Raw genomic sequence first — 23,261 nt, 5'->3', positions numbered from 1 at the left:
TGAGCGCCATCGTCTAAGGTTCCTAACCCTCCCATCCCAGAACCGATAATGACTCCACATCGCTCTCTGTCCGCAGGAAGATTATTTTTATCCCATCCCGACATAGCTATAGCTTTCTTGGCTGCAACCACAGCATAGGTTATGAATGGGTCTACCCTTCTAGCTTGTTTTTTATCCAAGTAAGGTTCTGGGTTAAACTCTTCTACCCAGCCAGCAAAACGAGTGCTACATTCGTCACAGGGAAAGTTTACTATATCTCTAACTCCGCTAACACCGTTCAATAACTGCTCATAAAAAGATTCCACGTCATTTCCAAGAGCGGACACTACTCCCATCCCAGTAACAACAACTCGTTTCTTTCCCATAAACCAAAAGTCCTCTTAAGAAGCCAAAAGCTTTGATGTGATCACTGCCCCATCCTTCCATACTTCCTCTAAACGATAGTGATCTCTGACGGAAGAGGTAAACAAGTGGACAACAATAAAGCCGTAGTCCAAGACCACCCACTCACTGTGAGATAAACCTTCAACGTATAGCGGAGACAGCTTACATTCTTCTTTCAACTGACTGACGACATACTCTGCGATTGCTCGAACATGTACACCTACGTTGCCCTCGGCAAAAACAAAAAAATCAGTCAACTCCGAGATGGCTCGCACATCCAAAACAACGGTATTACAACCTTTTTTATCATCAATCGCTTTGGCTACAATTTTAAGTGCATTAAAGCAAAATACTTCCATAGGCTCTCAAGAGGATAACTGATTATCCAAGATAAGGTCGAGCTTTTTTTATAAGGCTCATTCTGAATTTTTAAATATTATCCCAACCCTCTTTAGCTGCAAATTTTTTTAATTTTCTGTCAGGGCGGACAACAACAGCCTCGTCGCCAGCATACAAAAACGGAAGATCTGAGGTTCCATTAGAAAAGCAAACTATTTTTTCAAAAACACCCGATTGTTTCATGCTCAGAACGTGAAGAGCCTTTACTTCCCCAGTCAAACACACATCAATGTCTCTGCAGCATCCGAACTCGTCCAAAAGATAAGTGCTTCCTAGTCCCAAACAATTCCAACGCCTGGCCAAAGGAGCCACAAGAAACTCCGGAGAAGAGGATAATATCATAGTAAATTTTTTAGCCTTCTGAGCTGCCTTAAGCCTTTCAAAAGCCGGAGCATACCTTTGTGTCTCTTCCAAGCTCCCAGCGAAACTTTCCCCCGCATCAAGGAGAACATCAAACTTCAATCCTTTTAACAAAGAAAAGAAAATATTGGTATTGAGGACCGAGATATCCGGGGTTAAGAAAAAACGCAAAGCCTCCCTAAAAAAAACTGGCAAGGATCTTTTTGGGAAGAATCCCCTTCTCAAAGCATAAAAATAGAAGGCTACACTGATGTTGCCCTTAAGAAGCGTCCCATCCAAGTCAAAAATATACGCTGGCTCACGACACATACCACTTAATCATTAGCCATTTTCTGCTTTAAAGAAGAAATCTCTCCTTCCAGCTTCGCCAGCTTTTCTTTTCCTTCTTGAATCAAAGACCCGTAATGGATCGCTTGTTCGAAACTAAGTCCTGATCCTCCAACCAATTTTTTCCAGCCTTCTAGAGCTTGTTTTAGTTGTTTGCGTCGATTCTCCTTAAGATCCATAACCGCAGCAAGCTTGCCTACACTATCTTCCAAAGATTCATCTTGCAACAACCTTTCTTCCTGAAAAATTTGAAACTCCTCTTCACAGTCACTCAAATCTTTCTCAAGAGCTAAAGCTTCCGATTGAGACAAGAAATCCATTTTTGAAAACATCTTCCTCAGCTCGTCCAAAGACTCTTCGTATGCCGAAAAAGCTTCTCCTTCTGAACGAACTTTTTCCCGAAAGCTTTTGACCCCGTCAATAAACTTTCGCAAAGACTCTTTCTGCTCCAGCAAAATTCGTTCTTTAGCCTCTTCATTAGCCTTTTCTTCTTTTTCTCTTTGACTTTGTATCTTCTCGTAAACTTCCTTTATCTTGGCTTTTAACAATTGGACATCGGAATAAACTAAAGAAGCTGAGCGCATTTTTCGACTAATTCTATCCAGTTCTTTCCCCGACTGAATAGCCGACACCCCAGACTCTACGTCTGCAACTATCTTTGCCAATTCGTCCTCAACTTCTTTAACGTACTTAACAGAAGCTTGCTTTAATTCTCCCTGCTCTTGGCGAATTTCCTTTTCCAGTCCTTTCAAGCTATTCCAGCACTCGCTAAGCTGTAGCCGCGTAGAAGAAAAAATTTCAGAATTTACCGCCAATAACTTTGCAGCGCTCTGTAAGCTTTTAATTTCTCTTCTTAACGCGAACAAGGACCTCTTGAAGCTATCTCTAGAAGCTCCCTTCTTAAAATGCTGCTGCACAAAAGCAGCTACATCTTCGGAGAACAAATCACTAACCTCTCCAGTGATAGATTTCCGCATAGGGAAAATGACATTACCCAGAGCAAACAACCGACGAAAGAATTCGCTCTTAGCCTTTACCCTGATGGGCACTTCGCTGAGCTCTCTCCTCAGACCGGCAATCCGAGCAGCAAAACTCCCCAACCAAATTGAGCGAACATACTTTTCTTTGTAAAAAGAAAAATGCCCCGATAAGCTCTTAGTTTCGGAAAAAATCGCGAAATCTTTCTCATCCACAGAAAACTGAGCGCCGCCCTCACAAAAAGATTTTATATCACTCTCCAAAGATGTTATTGCCAAATCAATTTGACTGATAGTGAAACTGCTCTCTTCTTCCTGACAGATCTTTAAATGTCTAGCTTCCTTAGTGAGCTCGACGTATTCCTTCCATAAGCTTGCTCGCATAACAGAATCGCTTAAATCGTGGAAGAGAGGCAAACAAATCTTCCTTACATCCCAAAAAATCTTCCAATCTATAGAAGCCGTATTACTCAATAACTTCCTCATCACCTCTATCCCATAAGTTAACTTATCTTTTAGAGAATCAATGGAGTTAAGAGTCTGCACAACAGATTCTGAAGCATTTTTTTCAACAAGAGACACCAAGGAATCTACCCCAGACCCTTGATCTAAAGAAGGTTTTCTTTCCGTGTTACTCATACTAGGACTCTGGCTGGGATTGACAAAGAATCAATAAGAGGCTAAGTTTGCTCCCTGTATAGTTTCTAGTCAAGCAGGTTTTTGTATGTCAAATCACTACAGAATTCCCTATGAAGAAGCTCTGGACTTGTACCTAAATCTTCCTCTAGAAAAACTACAAACCTTGGCGCAAGACATGCGACAAAAAAAGCATCCCGGAAATGTTGTTACCTACGTTTTAGACGCCAATCCTAACTATACTAACGTTTGCCGAATCGACTGTAAATTCTGTGCTTTTTATCGTAAACCTCATCACAAAGACGCTTACCTGCTTACCATTGACGATTATCGCAGAAAACTCGAAAAATATCAGAATGCCGGCATTCGCACAGTTCTTCTGCAAGGAGGGGTGCACCCAAATGTAGGGATAGACTTCCTTGTAGAACTCGTGCAAGTAACGAGAAGAGAGTTCCCCTCTATTCACCCCCATTATTTTTCTGCTGTTGAAATTCACAACGCTGCAAAACTTTCTAACATATCAGATAGTGAAGCTTTGAAGTTGTTATGGGATGCTGGACAAAGAACTATTCCCGGAGGAGGTGCAGAAATTCTTTCGGAAAACATACGCAAGCAAATATCTCCAAAAAAAATGGGCCCAAATGGATGGATAAACTTTCATAAAGAAGCTCATCTAATAGGATTCAAAACAACAGCCACAATGATGTTTGGTCATATTGAAACTGCTCAAGACATACTAATTCACTTAGAAACTTTACGGTCTCTTCAAGATGAAACGAGTGGATTTTCTTCTTTTATTCCCTGGTCTTATAAATCTGAAAATACTGCCCTAGGTCGATTCGTCACGAGAAAAACTTCTTTTGAGCAGTTTTTCAGATTGTTGGCTTTTTCCAGAATCTACTTAGACAATTTCCCTCACATAGCTTCTTCCAGACTTGCTGAAGGGGAAGATTGCGGCAAACTTTCTCTTGATTACGGAGCAGACGATTTCGGAGGAACCATTTTAGACGAGAGTGTTCATAAATGCACCGGGTGGTCTTTGGAAAGCTCAAAGGAAGAACTGTGCTCTATTATCCGCTCTGCAGGTTATACTCCAATTGAAAGAGATTCCTTCTATAACCATATCCCTTCTGAAAAAAATCTCGTTGAGATCTAAAGAACATCTGATTAGAAAATCCTCTATTCCTGCCCGAAGCTTTATTCTCATGAATTTTTTTCTAAAAACACCTTAAAAATTCCGAGCCCCTCTGGGCTCTTAACTTTTAAAGCCTTCTTGAATAGTTTTGGAGATACGTGTAAGTTCTGGTCCTTGGAGTAGTCTCTTGTTAATAGCAAAGCTCCAAAGATTTTAAGATTTCTTCGAACGCCACAAGGTTGACATATGGAATTTCAATTAAAAGAACATGGCAATATTTTAGTCATTTGTCTTTCAGGAAAAATGGATGCTACAGCTATCCCTGGATTTGAAGATGATTTTAATCAATTAATAAATCAAGGTTGGTTAAATTTCGTTCTAAATTTAGAAAACCTTTCTTACATGAGCAGCGCTGGAATTAGATTATTACTCCTCCTAAACCACAAACTCATAGAACTTGAGGGCAAGCTTTTACTTTGCTGCGTTCCTGATTCTGTTTCTGGGATTATGAAATTATCTGGCGTTGACCAGGTTTTGCCTTTTTATGAGTCTGAAAGAGATTGTTTTGCTAGGTTTTAGTTTTTCCTGATTATGTTTTCCTTCGACAAAGATTCCTGTTTTGAAACTTCAATAGCAAAAGAACCTTGTTTCGAAACACAAAAGCACTTCTCCAGACTGTTTAAACGAACTATTATTCTTTTAGCAGGTCCTACATCCGTAGGAAAAACGGCCGTATCTTTGGCTCTGGCGCCCAAAATTAATGGAGAGATCATTTCTGTTGACTCCATGCAAGTATATAGGAACATGGACATAGGTACAGCCAAAGTTTCTCTCCACGAACAAGCTGGCATACCTCATCACCTGATAGATATACGTCATGTACAAGAACCTTTTAACGTTGTAGATTTTTATCACGAAGCCTATAACGCCTGCCAGTCTATCTTTGCTAAAAATAAAGTTCCCATCTTAGTGGGTGGATCAGGCTTTTATTTTCATACGTTCCTCAATGGTCCACCAAAAGGCCCGTCTTCTGATCCTGATGTTCGAAGAGAGCTTGAAAAATTACTTCAGGAAATTGGAATAGAAGCTCTGTATAAACAACTAGTAGAAATTGATCCCACATACGCAGCTTCCATTACAAAAAATGATAAGCAGAAGATAATACGCGCGTTAGAGATTATCCAACTCACGAAAAAGAAAGTTAGCGAACATCAATGGGAGACAGAATTAACCCCAAAAATAGAGTACTCCACAAGAGCTTGGTTTTTGTCTAAACCCAAAGAGATCCTATTACAAGGTGCTGTTGATCGCTGTCACAGAATGATGCACGAAGGGCTGCTTGAAGAAGTACGACAACTAATAGGAGAGGGCATTTTATGCAACCCCTCTGCGTCAAGCGCTATCGGTTACAAACAATGGATAGAATACCTACAGAAAAATGAACCATTAACCCAGTTCAGCAAGTACATGGAAGACTTTATTCGGGGTACAAAGAAATATACAAAAAATCAAATAACATGGTTTAAAAAGCATCCCATTTTTCGAGAGATCAACATAGAATCCCTCGACATCGAGGAAGTGGCTTCTATCATAGCTACCGACTACCTTCGATTTGGATGATGCATTTTTAGAAATAAACACTCTCAAAAGAAACTTTATTTTTCATAAAACAGGGGGTTTTTTTGAAAAGTTCCTCTTCTATATTTGGCCCCGGCCCCAAGTACCCCCCGCTCAAATCTTTTGCTTACATATTGCTGAGCACACTTATCTGCACCCCTTTAGTCTGCTGGCTGTATCTACCACACCTTTCTTTAAAACCTTCTCGATCATTTCCTATTAAAAATCTCTTTCTTGTTTGCCCAAAAACTTCCGATCTCTTACCTCCTGTATTCTTTTCTGAAATATTAGGTTTATACGCTGACTCGCCAACTTTACTTAAGCATTTCTCTACACAAAGAGCTGAAGCAACCTTGATATCAACTAACCTTTTTGAGTACCTCTACATAGATAAAGCACCTGATAACAAAGGCATTGTGATCTCATACTCTCTCACTCAACCTATAGCTTATCTCGGCAATTTTTCTAATATACTCTTTGATGCTAAAGGAAAATGTTTCCCCTGCCAACCTTTCCATTCTCCTAAAAAGCTTCCTAAGATTTTCTTTGCTCCCTCAGATTTGCCACAATCTTTAACCCAGAACATTTCGTCATCTCAACTACAGCTAGCTAAAGAAATATTTTCTTCTCTTGAAGAATTCCAGATCTCTGTCATAGACCTGTCCAAAGCTCATTTGTATCCATATGAAGCTGTTATTATTTTGCAAAACAACCTTCTGCTTAGACTTCCCTTGAAAAACTGGCCAGACGCTATTTTTCTCTATAAAAAAATGTATCCCAGCCTTATCAGACGGTTCCCAAACATGCAGATTTGTGATCTAAGACTTTCTGGGCATATTTTGGTTAAAAATGCCTCCTAAAAATCTTCGACTATCCTAAAAATCACCTCAAACAAAAAATTAAACCCTTTTTAAAAAAACAACAGATTAGTTCTACATTGACTTTTTAAGTTTACAGTATATAATTAGTTGGAAAGTCTCCTGTCTGAGAAACCCATAGTGGAGTTTCTGGCAGGGCGTATCTAACTAAAATAATTCGCGTAGTTCAAGTTTTCATGGAAGAATTTGTAGCATATATTGTTAAGAACTTGGTAGCGAGTCCTGAGGCCGTTGAAATCCGGTCTACTTCCGATAATGATAGCGTAAAGCTGGAGATCAGGGTCGCTCAAGAAGATGTAGGTAAAGTTATTGGTCGTCGAGGAAGCACTATACACGCTTTGCGCACCATTGTTCGTAGGATCTCTTCTCGAGTTAGAAAAAAAGTCGAGATAGACCTAATTCAACCAGAAAATCAAGGCATAACCTCCTTGGAAGAGGACGAAGAGTTCTCCTCTAGTTGCTGTAGTTCTGAGGGTGCTTGTTGCCGGGAAGAGGAACCTGTAGAAGAGCCTCAGTTGCAACATTCCTGTGGATGCCACGGCGATCTGCATTAAAAGCTATCAAAAGTCAAGTCAGGACAGTAGCATAGTTTGCTCTTAATCTTGTGCAAACTGTGCTTTTTTAATTTTTGGACTAAACAACTACCTTCAATATGTCCTAGCTGTAGACTCCTTTCACTTTCTTTATTTGGCAGCGATAAAGTCCCTCAGAGATGAGTTTATGACAAATTCGTTTCATATCCATTCCCTCTCTGGCAAAGGCTTTCGGGAAAGTGCTTGCCATCGTCATCCCTGGGATAGTATTCACTTCAGAGAACAAATATTTACCTTCTTTTGTTAAGAAGAAATCTATACGGCAGCAACCGACTCCACCTAAAATTTTATAAACCGACTTGGCCAGCTCCTTACCCTCTTGAAGAATTTCTTGAGAACCAATTTGAGAATCACAAATACTTTCAAAAGAAGAAACTCCGTTAAGACCATATTTATGATTGTAATCTATGAATCTTCCATGACTATTTCTAGAAATAGCTCTAGCTACAGAACAAAAAAGCTCTTCAGCCCCTCCTAAACAAGCAAACTCTACTTCTTTAGCTTCAGATACTTTTTCTTCTACAGAAGCCCTTGTATCCAAAGAGAACACCAAATCCACTCCTGCGTACAGCTCCTCTATATTATTCACTTCGTAAATGCCTAAACTAGAGCCCAAATGAACAGCCTTTACAAACATAGGGAAAGCAAAACTTGAAGTGATTTCTTCCAAAATTACTTCTTTCTCTCTTATCCATCGAAACTGTGAAAAATCTTTATAGGGAACTATAGGAATCCCAGCAGAAGCAACTAGCTGCTTGGTTTGCAATTTATCTATACACAATGAAGAAAAGGCTATACTAGGACCCGTATAAGGCTTCCCTAACACTTCAAAAAAACCCTGCAGGCTACCATCTTCACCATTAAGACCATGAAGCACTGGAAAGAACATATCACATTGAGCTAGTTGAGAAGCTACCGAAGAAGCCAAAGGAGTGTCTCCCTTCCCTAGAGGAACATCTATATCTTCTCCTTCTAAAACATCTTGAGCTCCAGGAATCCAGTTCCCTTCTCTATCTATAGCGAAGGCCGTCACCTCATACCAATTTGGATCCAAGTTATTGTATACATTCCTAGCGGATAAAGTAGATATCTGATGTTCTAGAGACTTCCCTCCGAAAATCAGCCCTACCTTTAACTTCGACACTTCATAATCAGCTAATTCGTCATGAATTAAAGATACATCTCCAGCTCCCATTGTAAGACAGACATCATGCACCTGCAAATTGTTTTTTAAAAAAGCAACCAATTCAGAACGAGGGACATAAAAAGCTTTATTAAAGAATCTCTTATTGATTTGGTCCACAATATTCTTAGAACAAATCCCGGGAATTGGAGTCTCCCCAGCAGAATAAATGTCTGTAAAAATTACAACATCTGCCTCATCAAAAACCTTCTCGTAAGCATCTTTACAATCTGCTACGCGCGAATATCTGTGAGGCTGACAAACAGCAACCAAACGTCGTTCTCCTATAGCCTCCCTGACAGCACTTATTGAACAAAAAATCTCTTTTGGATGATGTGCATAGTCATCTAGGAGAATTATTTTTTCCGAGGAAGGCTTTTTCTCTAATCGTTTTTTTACTCCAGAAAAATTCTCTAGAGCTTCCCGAATCAAACTTTCTTCTATTCCATAAGAAAGAGCCAACCCAAAAGCAGCAGCAGCATTTAATACATTATGCTTCCCAGGAAGAGCTAACGTTACACTTTCATAAGTCTTTTCTAAAAAGTTGAAGGAAAAAACCGAATTCCAAGAAGAACATCTGTAATCAGATACTACTAAATCATTATGAGAAGAAAATCCAAAAGAAATCCCCTCAGAAGGTTTAAATTGTTGAAGAAGAGGACAGTCTCCATTGTAAAACAACTTGGTTTTATCCGATACTTTCTCCATAAAACTATAGAAAGCTTTTCCCAAGTTATTAATGTTGTGATCATAATTTACTAAATGTTCATAATCTAAGTTCGTAATCACCGCTGAGTGCGGCTTATAAGACTTTAATGACCCGTCACTTTCGTCTGCTTCCGCAATGAAATATTTGGAATTTCCCGCCTTTCCATTAATCATATTGTGATTATTTCCACCTATAGCAAATGAAGGATCTTTTCCTGCTTGAGTGAAAATGGCTGCGATTAAAGAAGATGTCGTTGTCTTGCCATGGCTTCCTGAGACCAAAATAGACTCGGATCCCTCCATGAGAGAGGCTAACAACTCAGAACGATGTATGAGCGGAAGCTTTTTATTAAGCGCTTCCAAATACTCAACATTAGAACCTGGGATTCCCGAACTATAAACAACTACGACATCATCAGCTATATTATCTTTGGAATGCCCTTGCCAACACTGCCCTCCCTTGCGCACGAGATTTTTTACATTAGCACCTAAAGATACATCACTACCTGTAACCTTCACCTTCCTATCTAATAAAATATGAGCTAAGGCGCTCATACCTATGCCACCAATTCCTATAAAGTGATATACCTTCTCGTTACTAATCACAAAAACCTCAATATCTATAAGTCCTCTAAAAATTGTACTATCGTTCTAGGGTTTCTTCCCTTCCAATATTGCTCTAAAGCCAATTTTCTTTTTTCCATAACATGAGACGACAATGAGTATTCTATACTTTTGGCCAAAGCTTGAGGAGTTAAAAAGCTTTCTTCTATAAATTCTCCACCCTGAACACTGTTAGTAAAAAATTCTGCATTTTTCTTTTGATGATTATAAGCTCCTGGATAAGGGACGAGTATAGCAGGTGTCTGTACTCGTATTAACTCTTCCATAGTCTTTGCTCCAGCGCGCCCTATCACTAAGTCTGCAGCGCTCATAATGGCTGGAAGATGATCTTCAAAATGCGAAATGATATGACGCAAATTCATTTTTCTGTAGGCCTGCTCCAAATCTTTTTTAACAAATTGAGAACCTACTACATGAAAAACTCCCATGGAAGGATATTTGTGTTGTACACCAGCTAAAGCTTCTGGCAACAAGGTGTTAAGAGTTCTTGCTCCCTGAGATCCCCCGACAACCACGATAATAGGATATACTCCAGAAAATTTTTCTAGAAACACTGTCCTCGCTTGTTCATCAAGCAAGTCTTCTTGTTTACAGGTAACTGTCGGCGGGTTCATAAACGTCCCACAAACTCCTTGAGAAAAAGGCGTTAAAACACGATTTACCTTCCCCAGAGAAATATTTTGTTCATGCAAGACAAAAGGCACTCTAGATAAAATAGCTGCAATCAAAACAGGCAAACTATGATAACTACCAAAACCTATCACATAGTCGGGTAAAAAAGCCTTAATGTCGCTCCTAGCCTTAATTATTCCCCTACTAAGAATTCTCAGATTACGGAAAAGCGTAAATGGAGAGCGAACAAAAACTGGCGCGGAAGGAACCTCATGAATAGCAAAGCCTTCTCCTTTCTGTCCAACATGTTTGCAAATATTGTTACCTAGGAGAAGGACTTCTACTCCTTGCTGACGAAGAAGCTGAGCCGTCTCAAGAGCTGGGATAACATGCCCCCCTGTTCCTCCTGTCGCTAGTATAACTTTTCTTATTTTCATCTTCATACACTTTTAGCAAAACTGTTACTCCACAAATATTTGCTATCAAGGAAGAACCTCCTTGACTAAAGAAAGGCAAATTCACTCCTTTACTAGGTAAAAGCCCAGAAACAACTGCCAAATTCAAAAAAGCCTGAATAGCTATGAGAAATGTGATGCTGATAGCCACATGAGCCCCTTTTTCTGATCGGGACATCATAGCTATGTAATAACCGCCATAGATGAAAAAAAGGTAAAGCAATATTAATAATAGCATCCCTAAAAATCCAAATTCTTCAGCAAAAATAGCTGCTATATAATCATTTTGAGCCTCAGGTAAATACGTTAACTTTTGTAAACTACCACCCAACCCTTTTCCAAATAATCTACCCGATCCTGCAGCAATCTTTGCCTGATGAGGTTGATGTCCCCTACCTTTTAAATCTACTTCCGGATGCAAATAAACATGTATGCGATTCCGAACGTAAGGAAGCCTATACGCTGCAGCACCGCCAAAAACGATCATAACAAGCAAAGGGAGCAGCCAATAACGAATTTTCAACGAGCTCAAAAAAAATATCGGAATCAATGAACAGGCAATAACTGCTGCGGAACCATTATCTGGCTCTATGGCTATCAGAAGAATCGGTGCGCATAGAAAGGACGCCAACCGAAGAAATTGTGAAAAGCTGCTCACAATCTGCGTAGACAGCCTCTCTATACATGCCAGGGGAACAAGATACTTAACAAATTCCGAAGGTTGAATAGTCAGGTGTCCTACTCCTAACCATCTTCTAGCACCATTTCGACAAACCCCTACACCGGGAACAAGCACCAGAATAAGAAAAACGACCGATACAGACAAAATAAGAGGACTAGCTCTTACTACATCTTTCCATCCAACTAAACGGATGACAGCAGCAACCAACAACCCAATGATTACATATACAATCTGTTTAATGAGGGCTTTGTGTGTACCGTACGTCAGAGAACGATCTAGAACTTCCGCTGACGAGGTATCAAACACCATAATCAACCCCAAAGAAAAAATCCCCAACAAACAAGAAACAATAAACCACTTCATTGGGTTTTTCCCTATCCTTCCAACTAACGTATACGCAATTGGTCCCCAGGTTTTATTCTACGAGCAGAATGCTCATCGAGATCATTTAATTTTAATAAATCCGTTACTTTCATTTTGTGACGCAAAGCCACAGACCACGCGCTATCGCCTTCACGCACAGTGTAATAGTCGTCTGAAGAAGCTACTGTCACCGAATTTATTTTTCTTTCTTCTTTAAGCTCAGGAACTTTTAACAACTGACCAATTTTCAATTGAGTCGAAGTTAAGTTATTTAATTTCATGATGGTGTTTACTGTGGTTCCATTAGCTTTCGCTATGCGTTCCAAAAAGTCTCCCTTTTTAACAACAATAGTGATGAGTTGTTCAGCTTGTTCCTGAACAGAAGCAGCTTCTTTTTTTGCTACTCCCAAGTCAGGATTTTTAGTCAGCTCCTTACTAATAGAAACGACAGGCGCTGTAGCTCCAGAGGTTTGGCTTGCGGCCTTTCCTTGGCCCTCTTGAACTTGTATAACGGAAGAAGTCTTCTGAGCTTCTGAAGAACTCTCTGGAGATTTTGTTATCACTATAGGCTCTTCCATGAACTGACGAACTAGTTCTCCCTTAACACCTCCTGTCGAGGACTCCCCGGGATCAGAAGAAACCTCCACTATCGGAGCACGAAAAGCTGACGCAGGAATTTCTAAGCTCTTATCCTCAGAGCGCTTTGCGGTAATAAACAAAGCCCCTAGCAAAGCACAATTAAGAACAGCCGCAATGATAACAGTATCTCTACGATTCATAACAAAGACTCCCGTAAACTGTGCACTAACTGTTTAAAAACTTCTCCCCTATGTTCGAAACTAGTAAATTGATCAAAACTAGCACAACCGGGGGATAGCAAAACAGTATCGCCCACAACAGCCTCACTCTTGGCTAATTTCACAGCATCGCTCAAAGATTCAACCATTCCCAAATCAAAATTACCTGAAAAAGCTGCGAGAATCTCGTTTCTGCTCTCTCCAAAAATGATGACCTTTCTTATTTTATTTCTTACTTCCCTAAGCAATTGAGACACTAGAAAAGAGAAATCCCCCCCTTTATTTCTCCCTCCAAGGAGCAAAATCACTTCTCCCTGCACAGAGCTGACAGCTTTGATCACAGAATCAAAAGTCGTCGCCTTGCTATCATTAACGTAGCAAACTCCAGAAACATTTGCAACGAACTCCAGCCTATGCTGCGGCTTGCAAAAGGTTTTCACAGCCTCTACAAACCCTTCCTCGCTAACATCAACAACTGTTCTGGCTAAAGCCAAAGCCGCACAGTAATTCCTTTTATCATGCGAGTAAACATCTTTTAATGCACTCCCTTTATCCCAAAGAGCCTGAACCTTTTTATAATATTCACACAAAGACTGCCCCTCGCCACATAAGTCTCTAATAATATCCCCGTCTGCAAACAAATTTTCTTTATTCTTGAGATATCGAATAATTCTGTATTTTGCTGAGGAATAACTTTCCATACTTCCGTGATAATCAAGATGATTACTAGAAATATTGAGAATAGCAGCCGCAGACAGTACTGGGAACTCCAAAGCCATCGCAGATTGGAATGAGCTGATTTCTATAATTCGAATTCCAGGAAAATCCAACGAATCCAACAAGGGCACTCCTATGTTTCCAACAGCTAACGCAGGAATCCCTTGTTTTCTGATCAAGTGAGTCAAAAATTCTACTGTTGTGGTTTTTCCATTGCTCCCTGTTATACCTATGCAAGGGTGCCTACTGATCCGAGAATCTCCAAAAGCAAGTTCCAAATCTGTAACAACGGGAATTTTCCTTTTTTCTGCCTCTAAAATTACCGGATGATCTATGGGCACTCCTGGAGAACGAACCACTCCAATAACATTGTCTGGCAACTTATCTTTATCAGAGATGATAGGAAAAGTATTTTTTGAGACCCTTGAAGCTGGTTCTCGGTCCATTCCTATTAGAGAAATATTTTTTTCTTCTAAATACCTAGCAGCAGCTAAACCACTGACACCTAAACCAAGAATAACTACAGACTTTTTCATAAAAAACTCAACAAAGAGGAAAGCACTCCTACAACCCCTACAATGGCTCCGGCGATCCAGAAACCAACAACCACTCTATTTTCAGAAATACCCTTATACTCAAAGTGATGATGCAACGGAGCGCAAAGAAAGATACGTTTCTTTCGGATCTTAAATGAAGCCACTTGGATGATAACAGACAAAGCTTCTGCAACAAAAACTCCTCCGACAATAACAAGAAACAACTCTTGACGGAGGAAAACTACACAAGTACCCAACATTCCTCCTAGCATCATAGAACCCGTATCCCCCATAAAAAGTTTCGCGGGGAACCTGTTATAGAAGAAGAAGCCCAAACAAACTCCGGCCATACTTGAAAGCAGCAATAAGACCTCTATAGATGCTCGTGGCAGCACTTTTGAAATAAGCAGCTCTGAAAGCACCGTCATGATGATGAAGCTAATCGATGCCAAAAACATACAACCTGAAGCTAATCCATCTAATCCATCGGTTAAATTGACAGCATTTGCTGTTCCAACGATAGCTACTATGGCTAAACAAAAAAGCGTCATCTTTCCTAAGATGGAGGAACCTTTTAAGCTTTCCTTTACAAAAGGCACCTTATACAGAAAAAAAGAGTTATCAGAACAAAAACTCGTTGCCGCCTTTTCTTGCTGTGGCATAGATGAAGCGTCATTAAAACAGGAACTAGAAGAAATTCGCATGAAACTTAAGACCGTGACAAAAGCTATCAGAAATTGAAAACAAAATTTCTTCTTGGCAGAAAGCCCATGTCCTTTTTTTTGTTTTTGTTTAACAATATCGTCAACCATTCCCAGAAGAGACCAGGAAACAATAGAAAAAGAAAAAAGCCAAAAAAATCCGGACCGCACACCAAGCCCGAAGAAGCTTGCCACCACCAGTATAAACGCCATAAGAACCCCACCCATTGTAGGGGTTCTTTTCTTGTCTTGATGTAAAATCTTTAACTTTTCGCAATGGTCCTTTTCTGGAGTATCTTGAATCTTTTCCCTTCTCAGCCAGTAGATAAAAGGTTTCACCAAAACTAAAAAGGAAAGTAAAGAAAAAGTAAAACTCCCTACTAAAAGAGGAAAAACTCTGCTAGCAGAAGAAAAAGAATCGCTCTGGGGAGAAAGATAGGAGATCATAATAACAAACTAAAAGCAACTAAGCAAAGATTCCAAGGCAAATATCCGAGATCCTTTTAATAGAACGACATCCCCTTTGCAAACCAATTTCTTTAGTTTTTCAACCAAAGAGTTAGGGGTGGGATGAAATTCAACGTTACAAGGACTCTGTTTACACATCCATTGTACAGGTTCCCATTTATCTCCGATGAAGAATATAGCTTGGGCTTTTTTTAGGGCGACTTCAGCAACAATAGCGTGCCCCTCATTGGAGTAGGCTCCTAACTCAGCCATATGACCTAAAACCAAGACAGTCTTTCCTTGAGGCCCTGGTTCGGGAAGGGACTCTAAAGCAGCCAAAACGGCCTCTGGACTAGCATTGTAAGCGTCATTTATAACGGTGATCCCGTTACTCTCCATGCTTTCAAAGCGCATAGGAGGCAATTTGATATTTGGTAAGACAGATTCTATTTCTTCAGGAGAAATTCCTAGGATTGTTGCCAAAGACACTGCTATCAAAAAATTAATATAAGCAGGCTTGTAGGGAAATTTAATATTTAACGAAAGATCTCCAAAAGGAGTTGCTATCATAACTCCACTATCAGATATCGATTTGTAATGAAAATCTGCCAAAAAATTACTGAAAGAAAAAGAAAACTGCTCAGCCATTGGATTAACATTTTTCATGAAATCAAAAAACTCACTGTCTCTAGGCAGGAGTTGTATCTGCGCTTTATTCACTCCAAATATACGAGTTTTTTCTTGGCAAATCCCTTGCTTTCCGTCTGAGAAAAACGCTGTATGTTGGGAAGAAACTTGAGTAACAACAGCTACGTCAGGCTCAACAACCTTTAAAAGGTTAGACATGTCCCCCGGAGAAGACACTCCCATTTCTAAAATTAGAAAATCCTCATCTCCTCCACTCATTAAAAGGCTCAGCGGAACCGTCAGCTGTGTATTATAGCTCTTAGGAGTGGAAAACACTGTATAAGCTGAAGAGAGAATAGCATTCAAAAAAACTTTCACAGTAGTTTTCCCTAAAGACCCAGTAATCCCGACAACAACACCCTCATAAAGATTATATTTGCAGTTGCCAGCTGAAGACAAAGCTTCCGAAACAGAAGGCACTCTTATGAGCTCCAAACCAAAATCTCCACCAGAATACTCAGAAGAAACAACAGCTGCCACAGCTCCTTTTTGCGAAGCCTCCTGTAAAAAAGAATGCCCATCAACTCGAGCTCCGGGCAAAGCAAAGAACACGTCCCCAGCCTGAACCTGCCGACTATCAATTACTACTCCCGATACCATTTTAGAAGAACGGATCTCTGGAACATCTGGAAACAACAGGGAAACCCACTCAGATAGAAGAATAGGACGCATTTCGTTACCTAAAATTCTTTTTTTTCTCAGCCCACTATAAGAAAGATTTTGTAATGATTGCAAGAAAAGCAGAAAAAATGGCGGCGCACAAAAAGATTTTGCCCCCTAAAATCTGATATTTGTTAGACTCTCGTCCTCCCTGGTGGCATAGCCAAGCGGTAAGGCCGAGGCCTGCAAAGCCTCTATCCCCGGTTCGATTCCGGGTGCCACCTAAGGAAACCTCTCTTCAAGAAGATCAAACTGTTGTGAAGTAAAATCTCTCTTGGTAAGGTACGCAATGTATCCTTTCATGGAGGTTTCATCTTGTTTCCAGGTAAGAATCTCGCTTTTGGTAAAGATGCAGCGAATAAACTGCTCTCAGGCATTAGCAAATTGTCCTTGCTTCTAGCCCCTCACATCGGTCCAGAGACAGCTTCCAGAGCTTCTATTATCTCTCTACATAAAGGTTGCTTGTCAGAGGAGCACGTAGAACGTCTAGCATTAACGAACGATTTTGAAATCGCTGGAGCGGAAATGGCTTTGTCCTTAGGAGACTCCGTAAGTGCAACAACAGGAGGCGGCGGCATTGCCTCCATTCTTTTGCTAGAAACTATTTTGAAAGAAAGTTTAGAAGCTATACAGAATGGAGCCATTACAGAACAAATCATTGAAGGACTGTATCTGGGTGTTCAACAAATAGAAACGGAACTTTCACAAAAAGTTACGCCAGTCAAAGATTTAGACAAAATAAAGGCCCTTGCTCTCTGCTCATCAAGAGGCAATGATTTAGCAGCTAAAGCAATCCACACGGCCTTTTCTTCTGTCTTCCCCTCAGGATTTATACTTGTTGAAAGTAGTACTGAGCAACGTCCCACATTGAATAATACTCATGGATTGAGACTCTCTATAGGATTTTCTTCACCTTATTTTATTTCGGATACTTCTTCCATGTCCGTATCCATGTCTAACCCTTATATTCTCATTATTAACGCAAAAATTTCGGACCTACACCCTTTTCTACCGTTGTTTAAGAAAATATCAGAGACTGATCGGGATCTTCTTATTATTTGCGAATCTATTTCTTCTCAGACTTTATCTTCATTAATCATTAACAGGATAAAAAACCTTCTGCGCGTTTGCGTCGTCTCTCCCAAAAACCCTTGCTCATTTTTTAGAGAAGAACTAGAAGATGCCGCGCTCTTCTCTGGAACATTTATTATACGGCAAGAAAACCTTCCCTCGTTATGCATAAAAACATTGGGTAGATGTGATCAAGCGAGGATTTTTTCAAACAAACTAATCCTCATAGGAAGCAACGTACAACCAGATCTTCACGCATTACAAATAAAGAGACTAGAAGAAAACATCAAACACTCTGCAAACGAACAAGAAAAAGTTTTTCTTATGCGGAGAAAAAAGAGACTATCAGAAAAAGTAGCCTTCATAGATGTTTTTTCAACAGAAAAAAGAAGTTCTTTAGACTTTGAAGCCTCCGTCAAAGAAAGTATTTTATCCGTAGAAACAGCCTTAGAAAGCGGCTTCGTTCCCGGCGGTGGGACCTCTTTATTTTATGCATCAACCTCTTTAGAAAATCTTTCTAAAAATCAATCAGACAATTCCGTAAAATCAGGGATACAAGCCTTACAAAGAGCTTGTTTTATACCTATGTCTCAAATAATCTCTAACAGCGGTTTTAAACCAGAAGTGGTGATTGAGAAATTGCTCGTACTTAAAAACCCTGTCATGGGATTGAATGGTTCTTCAGAACAAATAGAAGATCTTATTGCTGCAGGAATTTTAGATCCCTATAGGACCGTAATGGAAACTCTTCGACATTCCGTCGACCTAGCCTCTTTGATCTTAAGATCTGCGGCTGTTATTAGCAAAAAATAGTTAGAGGAGCTTATGATTGCTAAATCTTCAAAAGATTTTCGACTTTTACATTTCTCGGATTTGCACTGCTATTGCTTCCCTTTTAATGTTTTTACTTGCTTTAACAAACGTGCAAAGGGAATGTTACGTCAACTTTTCTGTCCTTTAGGATTTGAAACCCGCAAAATTATTAATCATTTTTCGGAGCTAGTTTCTAATCTGAAGGTAGACGCTCTTTGTATAACTGGAGATTTCACTCTCACTGCAACAAAAAAAGAATTTCTATTAGCTAAAAATTTTGTCAATCACCTAAAAGAAACTCTCTCTGTTCCCATACATTTACTTCCAGGAAATCACGATGTTTACACAAAAAAAGCCTTCGCTGAAGGAGTCTTTTACAAGGTTTTCCCCAACCCTCAACTACAACAAGGACGAGTTTCTTTTAACAAAATCAATGAGCACTGGTGGCTAGTTCTTTTAGATTGCTCGTATCCCAATGGATGGATGACTTCTCATGGAAAAGTAGATCTTATGCAAATTTCTGTGTTAGAAAATTTCTTTTTAAATATCCCTCCTGAGGAAAAAGTAATTATAGCCAACCACTACCCTTTGCTAGCAACGAACAGACCTTACCACGACCTCATCAATGGGAAACTGCTACAAAATATGTTGAAGAAATATCCTAACGCAAAAATCTACATACACGGACACGACCACTCTGCCGCCGTCTATAGCTGCAAAGACCATTATCCTAATTTGATTTTAAATTCAGGATCTATATCTGACAGAAAAAACGCACGATTTAATGTAATAGACCTTAACGATCAAAGCTGTCGATCCACTACCGTAATGATAAAAGGCCTACGAAAGAAGCATTCTCCACTGAAACTGGAACAAGAGTCCTCTTATGAACTACAGTTTTAATCTGAAGAGAGGCCGCTCTACACTCCCTCTTCCAAGAGTTTCGTAACAATATGATCCAACACGCTTGGCGGGATGTCTTTACCATCGGCCAGGGTGGAGGCGTCAATATCCCTTAGTGAAGGCGGAGCCATTTCTATGAGCTTTTTAACCCAAGCATCCCGTTTTACTGCTTCCTGCTCTTCTCTTTGAACCCCTCGATCACGAAGCTTTCGAAGAAGGAGCGCCTCCTCTGAGGCTATCAACACTTTCTTTTTCATACCCCGCACTCTACGAAACCATCTATTTTTAGACAAGAACCTACTTAGAGACTCTAGATTCGTAACTGCCCGTTCGAGTATCGACTTTAATAAGTTCTCCTTCTTCAATGAAAATGGGAACCATTACTTTAGCCCCTGTATTTGTTACTGCTGGCTTCAAAACTCTGCCTGACGCGGTATCCCCTCGCACTCCCGGAGCCGCTTCTACTATGGTCAATTCCATGAATATAGGGGGTTCAACAGCAATAATTTCATCATTGTACCTGACAAGGGTATAGATAGAGTCTTCCAACAACCACTGCCTGATACTCTCTAGTTTTTCCCAGAACACTGTCTCCTGGTCATAACTTTCATCATCCATGAAGGTTGCGCCTTCTTGATCCGTGTATAGCAATCTCATCTGCTGTTCTCTGACATCCGCTGTTTCAACAGTTTCCCCGGATTTGAAAGTTTTCTCTATGACCCTTCCGTTCAAAAAATTTTTTACTTTAATACGGTTAAAAGCCTGTCCCTTCCCCGGCTTAACAAAATCATTCTGCAATATCAAGTATGGCTGCCCATCTATCTCTATTCTTAGGCCTACTCTAAAATCACTCGTGCTTACACGTACCATAGTATCAACTTCCGTTTCTTTATCGGTGCTAGATTTTACTCCTGAACGCGAAGCTTTGTCCAGAAGAATGTCAGAGAAAACTAGTCTCAGAAAATAATTAATTCTGTATTCTGAGGAAAACCTCGAAGCATGCAAGGTGAACTCGGTGTTATCAGAAAACGATCTTGATGATAGAAAACATGAAGAAAAGATAGCCAGAGATACTTTAGAACGTTACTCTGGGTCAGATATTCAAGACTTCTGCCCTTTCCTACTATTAACAAATTTTTCCTACTATATTCGCGTCTTCGCTAAAATGTTCCAAACCCCTATTACTGAAGGGTCTATGTTTTCCGCGGCACATGCTCCTGATCAACGAATTTCCATACTGGATTTTAAGCTGGGATCTCCTGGCGCAGCTTTAACTGTAGACCTATGTTCGTTCTTACCAAACACTAGAGCCAGCTTAATGTTAGGCATGTGCGGGGGGCTTCGATCTCACTATAATGTCGGAGATTACTTTGTCCCAGTCGCTAGTATTCGAGGAGAAGGCACTTCTGATGCCTACTTCCCCCCAGAAGTTCCAGCTCTTGCCAACTTTGTTGTACAGAAGGCCACTACTGAAATTCTGGAAGAAAGCAAAGCTCATTATCACATCGGGATAACCCACACAACAAATGTTCGTTTTTGGGAATTTAATAAAGAGTTCCGCAAAAGGCTTTATGAAACAAAAGCTCAGACTGCAGAAATGGAGTGTGCAACTTTATTTGCCGCTGGGTATAGAAGAAATTTTCCTATAGGGGCCCTTCTACTGATCTCAGATTTACCCTTACGCAAAGAAGGAATAAAAACCAAACAGAGTAGCTCTTTTGTTCTTAAGACATACACAGAAGACCACATCTCTAAAGGAATCTCTACCCTTCATAGACTAGAAGAATTACTCAACAAGAAAGCCTCTAGCAAAGGGGACTTACCTCACATGGAGGTTGGAGAAGCTGATGATCTAGATTCTGGAGGATCAAAAGACTCCGACTACTAGATCACCGCTATAAAGGAACCGTCTGTTAAACCAGCAACTGCTCGAGAACTCCATGAACAGTAAAGCCGAATTCTTCGGCAACCTGCTTAGGAGATCCTGAAAGGCCAAAACTTTCTACACTGAGAGCAATACCGTCTGTTCCAATGTACTTAAACCAGCCCAAGCTACTACCAGCTTCTATAGAGACTCTTTTCCCCAAATCTCCTCCCACTACAGAATTTTTATAAGAATCATCCTGTTCTTCAAAAATTTCCCAACAAGGCATAGAAACCACTCGGACGCTCTTGCCCAGTCTAGATAGCTCATGCGCCACCTCTACAGCTAAATGCACCTCTGATCCTGTAGCAAAAAAAGTATAGTCGGGGGTTCGCTTTTCCTTTATGAGGACATATCCTCCTTTTGATGCTCCCTCAGAAAAAGGCCTGTTAGTCTCTTCTAAGGTGGGCAAATTTTGTCTAGACCAAATCAATGCCGTTGGTCCCTCATATTTCAAAGCAGAAAGCCAAGCAACCTTTGCTTCATTAGCATCAGCAGCCCTAAACACTCGCAACCCAGGAATGGCTCGTAGAGACATAATGTGTTCTACTGGCTGATGCGTAGGTCCATCTTCCCCTATGAGGATAGAGTCGTGTGTGAATTGATAAATTACAGGCAATTTGGAAAGAGCTGCTAAGCGAATAGCGTTTCTTAGATAGTCCGAAAAAACTAAGAATGTTCCCCCATAGGGGCGGAAAAGTTTCGTAGAAGCCAAGCCATTCATAACAGCTCCCATTCCAAACTCCCGGACTCCATATTTGATGTTCTTTCCCAAAAAACCTCCTATTCCAATGACATCCTCGTTGGAGAGGAAGGTTCCGTCTGAACTGGAAAGATCTGCAGATCCTCCTATTAAATTAGGAATCTCCTTTGACAACACTTGCAAAATCTTATTTGAAATAACTCTTCCTGAAACGGCTTCAGGAGCCTCTACATCTGCTAATTTTTGTTCTAAGTTTTCTGGCAACCCTCTTTCAACAAAACTCAAAAACTCTTTATGGAGCTCTGGAAAATGTTTCGACCATACCCGAACAGTATCTGTCCACTCTTCTTCTAATTTCTTGTCCTCTTGAAGCTTATTGGAAAAGAATTGCTCTACGGCTCGAGGAATAAAAAACTTATCCTCAGCCAAATTCCAGAACCTTTTGGTCTCAGCAACGCCGTCCTCTCCCAAAGGGGCCCCGTGCGCTTTGTTGCTGCCAGCCTTTGGCGACCCATGCCCTATAATTGTTCTAGCTATAATCAATATGGGCTTACCAACGCCGTGTTTGGCTACATCAAAAACTTTTTTCATCCCATGAAAGTCATATCCGTCTATTTCAAAAACTTCCCATCCATAAGCCTGAAAACGAGCTTTTACGTCTTCACAAGAAACTTCCTCCATAGATCCATCGAGAACAATACCATTGTAATCGTATATGAGGACCAAGTTGTCTAACCCTATCCTCCCAGCCCAACTACAAACTTCATGATTTATGCCCTCCATAAAGCATCCATCTCCAGCAAGGCAATAAACCTTTCCCGTAAAAATGGGGAAGCCCGGGCGATTAAACTTTGCGGCCATTATTTTCATGCTCAAAGCCATCCCGGCAGCATTACCAACGCCTTGCCCTAAAGGCCCTGTAGTGGCTTCCACTCCTTCAGTATGACCAAATTCTGGATGTCCGGGAGTCTTAGAATGCAGCTGTCGAAAATGCTGCAAATCTTCCATAGAAACGTTATATCCAGCTAGATGAAGACAAGAATAGAGGAGAGCCGAAGCATGTCCTGCAGATAAAACAAACCTGTCTCTATTGATCCACTTCGGATTTTTAGGGTTATGTTTTAGCACAAAGCCGAAAAGGTAAGCCGCTAATTCCGCACATCCTAAAGGCATCCCTGGATGTCCAGAACCGGCTTTTTGAATAGCCTCAATACTTAGCTGCTTAATAGACCCCGAAATTTTTTCTAAAATATCAGTATCTAATTCCTTGATAACCATACCCACCTATCCTTAAAAGAAAGAACCCTTTACTTTGCTCTACAAATCCAGAACCTATTCTACATAACCAACAAAAGCAAAAATTTTTCAA

The 23,261-nt window shown here is 40.3% G+C and carries 22 protein-coding genes and 1 tRNA gene; 9 read left to right on the top strand and 14 right to left on the bottom strand.

Translation table 11 applies throughout. The features are described from left to right. The 4 genes from KJA58_RS05150 to KJA58_RS05135 all read right to left on the bottom strand — a co-directional run. Positions 1-365: beta-ketoacyl synthase N-terminal-like domain-containing protein (locus KJA58_RS05150; protein WP_281412037.1), on the bottom strand; the 365-nt coding region annotated here is incomplete at its 3' end. A 15-nt stretch (positions 366-380) separates the two neighbouring features. Then, positions 381-743, bottom strand: coding sequence for a ribosome silencing factor (rsfS, locus tag KJA58_RS05145; protein ID WP_213358341.1), 363 nt, complete (start codon positions 741-743; stop codon positions 381-383). Between the two features lie 70 nt (positions 744-813). Then, positions 814-1,452 (bottom strand): HAD family hydrolase, encoded by a 639-nt coding sequence (locus KJA58_RS05140; RefSeq protein WP_213358340.1) that lies wholly within the window; start codon positions 1,450-1,452, stop codon positions 814-816. Between the two features lie 5 nt (positions 1,453-1,457). Beyond that, positions 1,458-3,086, bottom strand: coding sequence for a hypothetical protein (locus KJA58_RS05135; RefSeq protein WP_213358339.1), 1,629 nt, complete (start codon positions 3,084-3,086; stop codon positions 1,458-1,460). 85 nt (positions 3,087-3,171) lie between these two features. Here KJA58_RS05135 and mqnC point away from each other — a divergent pair, with 85 nt between their 5' ends. The 5 genes from mqnC (at position 3,172) to KJA58_RS05220 (ending at position 7,267) form a co-directional block, all read left to right on the top strand. Further along, positions 3,172-4,239 (top strand): cyclic dehypoxanthinyl futalosine synthase, encoded by a 1,068-nt coding sequence (mqnC, locus tag KJA58_RS05130; RefSeq protein ID WP_213358338.1) that lies wholly within the window; start codon positions 3,172-3,174, stop codon positions 4,237-4,239. A gap of 225 nt (positions 4,240-4,464) precedes the next feature. Continuing rightward, complete coding sequence (locus tag KJA58_RS05125; RefSeq protein WP_213358337.1) at positions 4,465-4,797, top strand: STAS domain-containing protein; 333 nt, start codon at positions 4,465-4,467, stop codon at positions 4,795-4,797. 12 nt (positions 4,798-4,809) lie between these two features. Next, complete coding sequence (miaA, locus tag KJA58_RS05120; RefSeq protein ID WP_213358336.1) at positions 4,810-5,838, top strand: tRNA (adenosine(37)-N6)-dimethylallyltransferase MiaA; 1,029 nt, start codon at positions 4,810-4,812, stop codon at positions 5,836-5,838. Positions 5,839-5,900: 62 nt separating this feature from the next. After that, entirely contained in the window at positions 5,901-6,695 is a 795-nt protein-coding gene (locus KJA58_RS05115) for a cell division protein FtsQ (protein ID WP_213358335.1), read from the top strand. Positions 6,696-6,889: 194 nt separating this feature from the next. Then, complete coding sequence (locus tag KJA58_RS05220; RefSeq protein ID WP_213358334.1) at positions 6,890-7,267, top strand: KH domain-containing protein; 378 nt, start codon at positions 6,890-6,892, stop codon at positions 7,265-7,267. 103 nt (positions 7,268-7,370) lie between these two features. Here the strand turns inward: KJA58_RS05220 and murC are convergent, their stop codons facing one another. From murC to murF, 7 genes are all read right to left on the bottom strand, one after another. After that, the gene (murC, locus tag KJA58_RS05105) at positions 7,371-9,803 is read right to left on the bottom strand and encodes a UDP-N-acetylmuramate--L-alanine ligase (protein WP_213358333.1); all 2,433 of its coding nucleotides are present in this window, start codon (positions 9,801-9,803) and stop codon (positions 7,371-7,373) included. Positions 9,804-9,817: 14 nt separating this feature from the next. Continuing rightward, a complete protein-coding gene (locus KJA58_RS05100; protein WP_213358332.1) occupies positions 9,818-10,870 on the bottom strand; it encodes a UDP-N-acetylglucosamine--N-acetylmuramyl-(pentapeptide) pyrophosphoryl-undecaprenol N-acetylglucosamine transferase in 1,053 nt (350 codons plus the stop codon). After that, on the bottom strand, positions 10,806-11,933 hold the full coding sequence (gene ftsW / locus KJA58_RS05095; RefSeq protein WP_213358331.1) for a putative lipid II flippase FtsW: 1,128 nt from the start codon (positions 11,931-11,933) through the stop codon (positions 10,806-10,808). The genes KJA58_RS05100 and ftsW overlap by 65 nt, the downstream gene beginning before the upstream one ends. Positions 11,934-11,956: 23 nt before the next feature. Continuing rightward, positions 11,957-12,712, bottom strand: a complete 756-nt coding sequence (locus KJA58_RS05090) for a lytic transglycosylase (RefSeq protein ID WP_213358330.1) — start codon at positions 12,710-12,712, stop codon at positions 11,957-11,959. After that, entirely contained in the window at positions 12,709-13,983 is a 1,275-nt protein-coding gene (murD, locus tag KJA58_RS05085; RefSeq protein WP_213358329.1) for a UDP-N-acetylmuramoyl-L-alanine--D-glutamate ligase, read from the bottom strand. The genes KJA58_RS05090 and murD overlap by 4 nt, the downstream gene beginning before the upstream one ends. Continuing rightward, the gene (gene mraY / locus KJA58_RS05080; protein WP_246485734.1) at positions 13,980-14,897 is read right to left on the bottom strand and encodes a phospho-N-acetylmuramoyl-pentapeptide-transferase; all 918 of its coding nucleotides are present in this window, start codon (positions 14,895-14,897) and stop codon (positions 13,980-13,982) included. Before mraY ends, murD begins: the two co-directional genes overlap by 4 nt. 243 nt (positions 14,898-15,140) lie before the next feature. Then, a complete protein-coding gene (murF, locus tag KJA58_RS05075) occupies positions 15,141-16,490 on the bottom strand; it encodes a UDP-N-acetylmuramoyl-tripeptide--D-alanyl-D-alanine ligase (RefSeq protein WP_213358327.1) in 1,350 nt (449 codons plus the stop codon). 141 nt (positions 16,491-16,631) lie between these two features. Between murF and KJA58_RS05070 the strand changes: the two genes are divergently transcribed. The 3 genes from KJA58_RS05070 (at position 16,632) to KJA58_RS05060 (ending at position 19,265) form a co-directional block, all read left to right on the top strand. Continuing rightward, a tRNA-Cys gene (locus tag KJA58_RS05070) sits at positions 16,632-16,702 on the top strand. 91 nt (positions 16,703-16,793) lie between these two features. Further along, positions 16,794-18,362, top strand: coding sequence for a TCP-1/cpn60 chaperonin family protein (locus KJA58_RS05065; RefSeq protein ID WP_213358326.1), 1,569 nt, complete (start codon positions 16,794-16,796; stop codon positions 18,360-18,362). 12 nt (positions 18,363-18,374) lie between these two features. Beyond that, positions 18,375-19,265, top strand: a complete 891-nt coding sequence (locus tag KJA58_RS05060) for a metallophosphoesterase family protein (RefSeq protein ID WP_213358325.1) — start codon at positions 18,375-18,377, stop codon at positions 19,263-19,265. 17 nt (positions 19,266-19,282) lie between these two features. On the opposite strand, the gene KJA58_RS05055 is transcribed toward KJA58_RS05060, so the two are convergent. Together KJA58_RS05055 and efp are read right to left on the bottom strand one after the other, a co-directional pair. Then, on the bottom strand, positions 19,283-19,522 hold the full coding sequence (locus tag KJA58_RS05055) for a hypothetical protein (protein ID WP_213358324.1): 240 nt from the start codon (positions 19,520-19,522) through the stop codon (positions 19,283-19,285). Between the two features lie 40 nt (positions 19,523-19,562). Then, positions 19,563-20,135 carry an elongation factor P gene (gene efp / locus KJA58_RS05050; protein ID WP_213358323.1) on the bottom strand — a complete coding sequence of 191 codons (573 nt, stop codon included), beginning with the start codon at positions 20,133-20,135 and terminating at the stop codon, positions 19,563-19,565. 145 nt (positions 20,136-20,280) lie between these two features. Here efp and KJA58_RS05045 point away from each other — a divergent pair, with 145 nt between their 5' ends. Then, positions 20,281-21,153, top strand: coding sequence for an AMP nucleosidase (locus KJA58_RS05045; protein WP_213358400.1), 873 nt, complete (start codon positions 20,281-20,283; stop codon positions 21,151-21,153). Positions 21,154-21,178: 25 nt separating this feature from the next. Here KJA58_RS05045 and tkt read toward each other — a convergent pair whose 3' ends face one another. After that, positions 21,179-23,170, bottom strand: a complete 1,992-nt coding sequence (gene tkt / locus KJA58_RS05040) for a transketolase (RefSeq protein WP_213358322.1) — start codon at positions 23,168-23,170, stop codon at positions 21,179-21,181. Positions 23,171-23,261: the final 91 nt, after the last annotated feature.

Source organism: Chlamydiifrater phoenicopteri (assembly GCF_902807005.1).
Taxonomy (GTDB): domain Bacteria; phylum Chlamydiota; class Chlamydiia; order Chlamydiales; family Chlamydiaceae; genus Chlamydiifrater; species Chlamydiifrater phoenicopteri.
The sequence above is the reverse complement of the archived record's forward strand: the minus strand, read 5'-3'. Positions and strand labels throughout refer to the sequence as shown.